The 6,404-nt window shown below is 66.1% G+C and carries 6 protein-coding genes; 4 read left to right on the top strand and 2 right to left on the bottom strand.

Annotated elements, in window-relative coordinates; all coding sequences use genetic code 11:
- On the bottom strand, nt 1-1,162 hold a 1,162-nt coding region (locus ACFWY5_RS54745), incomplete at its 3' end, for an ArsB/NhaD family transporter (protein ID WP_379639883.1).
- Nucleotides 1,159-1,602: a CBS domain-containing protein gene (locus ACFWY5_RS54740; protein ID WP_379639882.1), complete on the bottom strand. Its 444-nt coding sequence runs from the start codon at nt 1,600-1,602 to the stop codon at nt 1,159-1,161. The genes ACFWY5_RS54745 and ACFWY5_RS54740, both read right to left, overlap by 4 nt.
- Nucleotides 1,603-1,765: 163 nt before the next feature.
- Here ACFWY5_RS54740 and ACFWY5_RS54735 point away from each other — a divergent pair, with 163 nt between their 5' ends.
- The 4 genes from ACFWY5_RS54735 to ACFWY5_RS54720 all read left to right on the top strand — a co-directional run.
- Complete coding sequence (locus tag ACFWY5_RS54735; RefSeq protein ID WP_379639881.1) at nt 1,766-2,053, top strand: hypothetical protein; 288 nt, start codon at nt 1,766-1,768, stop codon at nt 2,051-2,053.
- 502 nt (nt 2,054-2,555) lie between these two features.
- Nucleotides 2,556-3,656 (top strand): WD40 repeat domain-containing protein, encoded by a 1,101-nt coding sequence (locus ACFWY5_RS54730; protein WP_379639879.1) that lies wholly within the window; start codon nt 2,556-2,558, stop codon nt 3,654-3,656.
- Between the two features lie 570 nt (nt 3,657-4,226).
- Nucleotides 4,227-5,020 (top strand): IS5 family transposase gene (locus ACFWY5_RS54725; protein ID WP_379639920.1). Its coding sequence is split into 2 segments (ribosomal slippage): nt 4,227-4,566 and nt 4,566-5,020, totalling 795 coding nucleotides; the frame shifts between segments, so codons are not numbered across the junction.
- A gap of 1,068 nt (nt 5,021-6,088) precedes the next feature.
- On the top strand, nt 6,089-6,404 hold a 316-nt coding region (locus ACFWY5_RS54720), incomplete at its 3' end, for an NfeD family protein (RefSeq protein ID WP_379639878.1).

Genomic DNA, 6,404 nt, shown 5'->3' with positions numbered 1-6,404 from the left:
CCTCGGGGGCGGGCGCCCCGCGGGGGGTGGCTGCCCCGCCGTGGGGGGCCCCAACCCCCAACGCCCACCACAACACCTGCGCCGAGCCGTCACCGCCGTTGGCCGCCACCAGGTCGGCCACGATGGGGCTCATCGTGGCCACGTACGGGATGTTGTCCACGATCGCCGACAACCCAGCCGAGGCCCACAGCAACCCCATCGTCGTGAGCCCGAGCTGACCTTGCGTCGCCTCGGCGGCCGCTGCGGAGATCTGCCCGATCACGCCGGTGTTCACCAGCGCGCCGACCATCACGAACAGCCCAGCGAAGAACACCAGAGTGGGCCACTCAACCTCGCTGATCGCCTCCTCGGTGGTGACCTTGGTCGCCGCCACCAAAATGCCCGCGCCCAGGACCGCCACGACCGACGGCTCGTAGTGCAGCACTGGATGCAGCACGAAAGCGGCCATCACCAGAGCCAGGACCGCCAGCGACTGCCACAGCAGCCGCCGGTCCTTGATGGCCTCCCGCTCGTTCAACGTCATGATCTGCGCGGCCCGCTCCGGGTCGTAGACAAAGAATCTGCGGAACAGGATCCGGCACAACCCGATGTAGACCGCCATCAGCACGATGACCAGGGGCGCCATGTGGACCAGGAAGTCGTTGAACGACAGCCCCGCCCGGCTGGCGATGATGATGTTCGGCGGGTCGCCCACCAGCGTGGCCGCACCACCGATGTTGGAGGCCATCGCCTCGGCGATCAGGAAGGGGGCGACCGGCAGCGCCAGCCGTTCACACACCAGGAACGTCACCGGCGCGATCAGCAGCACCGTCGTCACGTTGTCCAGCAGCGCCGATGCGATCGCGGTGATGACGACCAGGAGCACCATCAGCCGGTAGGGGCGCCCTCTGGCGCGTTTGGCCGCCCAGATCGCCAGATACTCGAAGATTCCGGTCTGTTTGAGAACCCCCACGATGATCATCATGCCGAGCAGCAGGAAGATGACATTCCAGTCGATGCCGGTCGACTCGGCGAAGAAGGCGGATTCGGCGTTGGTGGCGTGGATCAGCAGCATGATCCCCGCCCCGCCCAATGCTGCGGCGACGCGGTGGATCTTCTCAGTGGCGATCAGGGCATAGGCGCAGAGGAAGACGGCCACCGCCAGCCATGCGGTGACGGTCATGCGGCCATCAGCCTGTCGAGCAGCTTCTGTAGCGTGATCGCCCCCAGCAACCGGCCGTCGCCCACCACGGCGACCAGTGGGCTGTGGGTGCGTGCCATGAGCGCGGCCAGCTCCAGCGCCGTCGCGTCGGGGTCGGTGACGGGTAGCTCGCGGGGGTTGGCCGGCATGGCCTCACGCACTGTTCGAGCCGTCAGCGATCGCAGGAGCTGGTCGGCGTGGGCCTCGTCGATGACGCGGGCGAGCGCGGGGTCGTCCTGACAGTAGGCGGGTACGGCAAGGCGCAGCACCTGAGATCCCGGCAGGATGCTCGAAGGCAGGCCATGCTCATCAACCACGATGAGCCCCGGAAGGCTCTGCTCGGCCAGGAGCCGGGCAGCCTCGATCACCGGCGTATCGAGGGCAACGGTGGGAAAGGGGGACAGCAGATCACGCGCGCGCATGGAAGCCCTCCATGATCGACAATAGAGACCGCCGACCAGGCTTCCCGGCACACCTGTCACTAACGTATCAATGATCGTAGAAACATGAACAGGCGCTGCCGGTGGCGGCCACGTGGTTGCGCAGCAAGAGCATCGCAGCGTCATCGCGCAAGGGCGCGCTGGCATGCTGGATCAGATCCTGGCGCAGCCCTTCCAACGCAGCCTCGGGATCGGGGTCTTTGAGCAGGCTCACCCGATCCTCGAGCGGATAGAACCGGCCCAGCGGATCGCGCCGATGAATCCGCACGGCTGGTGGCGGGGCGGGCCGACGGACGAGCCGCCGGGGACGCGTGATGCTCTGGCCCAGTACGCCCAGGACGTCGATGTGGAGGTGTCGACGCTGCTGGATCGCCGGTGGGTGGCCTCGCGCTGGCCCAAGGAACGCCGGCGGGAGGGGATCTCCCGATCATGAGCGGCTCCCCCAGGTCAGCGAACTCATGGTGGTGGTCGGCGATCATTCAGATGGGGCCGGCGCCTGAGCCGTCTCCGTAACGCGGCCTCCTCCTGGACCACGGTCAAAGCCGCAGCCTGAAGCAGACACCATCGGGTCCTGAAGCCCCCACGGCCGCGGCTGCGACTTGCAGACCGCTGCCCATACCTTCGCGGAGTCCCCAGCGCATATAGGTGCATCAAGGCCAAGGCGCTGCTGGTGGCAGGTAACGGGCCAATTGTGACAGGCTGATCATGAAGTATTGCCTTTGCACCCCCGCGCGGATGCTCCGATCGTGGGGTGAGCGGATGCTCCGATCGTGGGGTGAGAGGAACGATAGGAACCGAGGAGACAGCGAACCGTGACTCGTGCTGATAGGTCTGGCCTGGGTTCGTCACCGGAGCATACCGATGAGGGCTCTGTAGTCGTTGCCGCGGCTAGGCCGCCGGCAGAGCGGCCGAAGGCGCTTGTCCGCCGTCATCACGTGCTGGTCGCTGCGGGCATACTCATCGCGGCCCTCCTGATCCCTCTCATCCGGATGATCAATGCCGCTCCAGCGGTGGTCAGCCACGCCGGTGGTGTGCTCAATGTGTCGATCGGCCAGGTGGACGGACGGCTGATTGCCGTTTCCGCCGGGAGAGATGCCACGGTCCGGATCTGGGACTTGATCACGAAGAGACAGATCGGAGACTTCGCGGCAGAGGAACTGGACGGGCTACCGCTCAGCGGCCGTGAACGCGCCATCTTCGCGGTGGCGTTCGGCGAGCTGAACGGGCGGCCGGTCATCGTGTCCGGCGGCTGGGACGCCACAATCCGGATATGGGACCCGCTGACGGCAAAACAGATCGGAGACCCGCTGACCGGCCACGAGCGCAGTGTCGTCTCGGTGGCGTTCGGCCAGGTGAACGGCCGCCCGGTCGTCGTTTCCGCCAGCAACGACGCCACCATCAGAGTGTGGGACCTAACCACCCGGAAACAGATCGGAAAACCGCTGGGTGACCGCAGCGGGCTCATCGCCTCGGTCGTAGTGACTGAACTGAATGGCCGGCCGATCATCGTGTCCGGCGGTCGTGACGGCACAGTGCGGATATGGGACCTCCAGACAGGCAAGCAGATCGGCGAGCCCTTCACCGGTCATGAAAGCAATGTCGTCTCGGTGGCGGTCGGCCAGGTGAACGGGCGGCCGGTCATCGTGTCCGGCGGCTGGGACGCCACAATCCGGATATGGGACCCGCTGACGGCAAAACAGATCGGAGACCCCCTGACCGGCAACGAGCGCGCCGGCAGCCCCGCTGCGATCAGTGTGGTGAACGGCCGTCCCGTCATCGTCTCCGGCGGAGTGGATAATACGATCCGGCTCTGGGACCTGGCCGACAGAAAGCAGATCGGCGAGCCACTGGCCGGGCACGACAGAGCGGTCACGGCGCTCACCGTCACCCAGTTGAACGGCCGGCCCGTCGCTGTCTCCGGCAGCGACGATCAGACGCTGCGCATGTGGGACCTGACGACCAGACAACAGCTTGGAGAACCGCTGCGTGGTCACATTGCGACCACCACGCCGACCACGACAAACCAGGACAACTGATCTTCCGGACCTCATGACCCACGGTCAACGCCACGGCCGGAGCCCAGCCTCGATACCCGCAGGTTTGCGGATCATGTCGCCTCGAAACCCTGGAAACGAGACATCCGCAGCCGCATCCCTGCGGCCACGAAACCCCCGACCAGGGAGCTCGCGCCATGTCCGTCCCCCAGACCTGCCGTCAGTGCGGCAGCCCCCTACCCGAACCCTCCGCCCGCGGCGGACGACCCCGCGCCTATTGCAGCGACGTCTGCCGATGGGCCTTCCACCGCCACCGGGACCAGCGCTGGCACCCTGTCGATCAACGCCACCAACGCCAAAGCGACACCCGCCACAGACGGCGGCACCTACGCCAGCAAACTGAACGCCTGGCCCACACCACCCACCAACTCGTGCTCGGCCTGCGCGAAGAAGACCTCGCCAACCCCACTCAGCAGACCGGCTGGACCAAAGGCCCCATCGCCGGCTACACCGCCGCCGCCCTGCCTATGCTTAGAACTACTAACAAAATGATCTAGGAATACTGGTGATCGTCTCGAAGTTGATCACGGTGTGAAGAAGGGCACTCAGCCGCTGTGGATCGTGCCGGATGAGTTGTGGGCGCGGATCCAGCCGCTGTTGCCGGTGGTGCCCCGCCGGGCTGATCACCCCGGGCGTAGGCGTCTTGACGACCGCAAGGTGCTGTCGGGCATCTTGTTCGTGCTCTACACCGGGATCGCCTGGGAGTTCCTGCCGCATGAGCTGGGATTCGGTTCGGGGATGACCTGCTGGCGCCGGTTGCGGGACTGGCATGTCGCCGGGGTGTGGCAGAAGCCGCACGAACTGCTGCTGGCGGAGTTGCACGCCGCCGGTCGGCTGGACTGGTCCAAGGCGGTGATCGACAGTTCCCACGTCCGGGCGCTGAGGGGCGGCCCAAAATCGGTCCGAGCCCGGTCGACCGCGCCAAGACGAGCTCCAAGCACCACGTCATCGCCGACGGCAACGGCATCCCCCTGGCCCTCAGCTTGACCGGCGGCAACCGCAACGACGTTACCCAGGTCATGCCGCTGCTGCGGTCGATCCCACCGGTGCGCGGGCGGCGCGGCCGACCCCGCCGACGCCCCAAGGTGCTGTACGCCGACCAGGGATACGACCACGACACGTACCGGCGGCTGGTCTGGGCCACCGGCGTCAAGCCGGTCATCGCCCGCCGGGGTACCGAACACGGCTCCGGCTTGGGCGTCCACCGGTGGGTAATCGAGCAGACGATCGCGCTGCTGCACTGGTTCCGCCGCCTGCGCATCCGCTGGGAGATCCGCGACGACATCCACGAGGCCTTCATGACCCTCGCCGCCGCGATCATCTGCTGGCGACGTCTTGTCCGCTGATCTTCCTGCCAAGGGGGCTAGAGGCCAGTCCTCACTGCCCGATGCCGTGCTCGGAAGTTTGTCCAGGCCAGGATCGCGCCTGCGAGGATGAGGAACGCTGCAAGGCCCCCTGATAGCAACCGGCGAGTTGGGCACCGGGGGTCACTTGGTTGATAGCCATCGCCGAGAAAGGCGCTTCCACAGGTCAGTGAACTGTGGCCGTCCCAGCCCCAAGGGTTGGGGAAGAAGAAGCCGAGCGCAACGCCGCTCACCACCATGACCACGCCGAGCACCCACCAGGCCCTGACCATAGCCAGTCACGTTAGATCAGCCGAAGAGACGACGCCAGTAGGTGATCCCTGCAGCAAGTGGGCGTCGCGACCGGACACGGGTCTAGATCATTTTGTTAGGACCTCTTAGCCAGGCCCGCACCACCCTGGCCGCAGCCGTCGCCACAGACCGAGCTGCGGGCGCCACCTGGCAGGAGATCGCTGCCGTCCTCCAAAGGGGCAAGTCTCCAGTGTTTCGCCGACCAGTCTTCCCGGCACGCCATCGTCACTCTGACAACACACCTCGCAAGACGAACAGAAGAGTGGACTCCGGGGCGGAGTCCTCAGGGGCGCGAGCACGCAGCAAGATTGAGAATGCGCGATATAGTGAAATTGGTGTGCCGGGAAGACTGGTCGGCGAAATGTACTCGCCCATCAGTTGGGAGGCACATATGACTGCACTTGCACGCGATGCCGTCGAGTACGCAAGTAGACGACTAAGGCCCGCCTACGCTGGGCGAGAGCGTCACCATCCCCGGCGCCATGGTCATGAAGTGGGAACGGCGGTCACTGCCCGCGTACGTCATGCTGATGTCACCCTTACCGGCGGCGATCGCTGCCGTCCGGACGATGCGTCGGACTTCGGGCCACCTGCGTGGGGAAGTGTTGCTCGGCGCTCCTCTGTATGAGATACCACGCAGAGCAGTTCACCCTGGACTCACCAACCGGAGCCGCACCATAGGGCTCCCGAAGATCCTTAGCCGAAGCAACAGGTGGAAGGATCTGCCGCACGCTCGCTCCACCCAAGGAGGACCGGTACATGGATGCATGGGTCATCTGGGTCGTCCTCGCGGTCATACTCGGGGTGGCTGAGATCTTCGTTCTCACCGCGGCGCTCGGCGTGCTCGGCGCCGCGGCATTGTTGGCCGCGGCTACTGCCGCCCTGGGGCTGCCTGTGCCTCTGCAGTTGGTGGTCTTCGGTCTGTCCTCGTCGGCTGGTCTGCTCGTGCTCCGTCCGATCGTGCTCCGTCGGCTACAACCGCCCCAGCTCAAGCGCTTCGGCGTGGAGGCGCTGGTCGGCAAGCCCGCGTACGTGACCTCCGAGGTCACCGGCCGCGACGGCAGAGTGCGCATCG

The organism is Nonomuraea sp. NPDC059007 (assembly GCF_042740555.1).
In the GTDB taxonomy this organism is placed as follows: domain Bacteria; phylum Actinomycetota; class Actinomycetes; order Streptosporangiales; family Streptosporangiaceae; genus Nonomuraea.
This window is presented reverse-complemented; position numbering and strand designations above follow the sequence as displayed.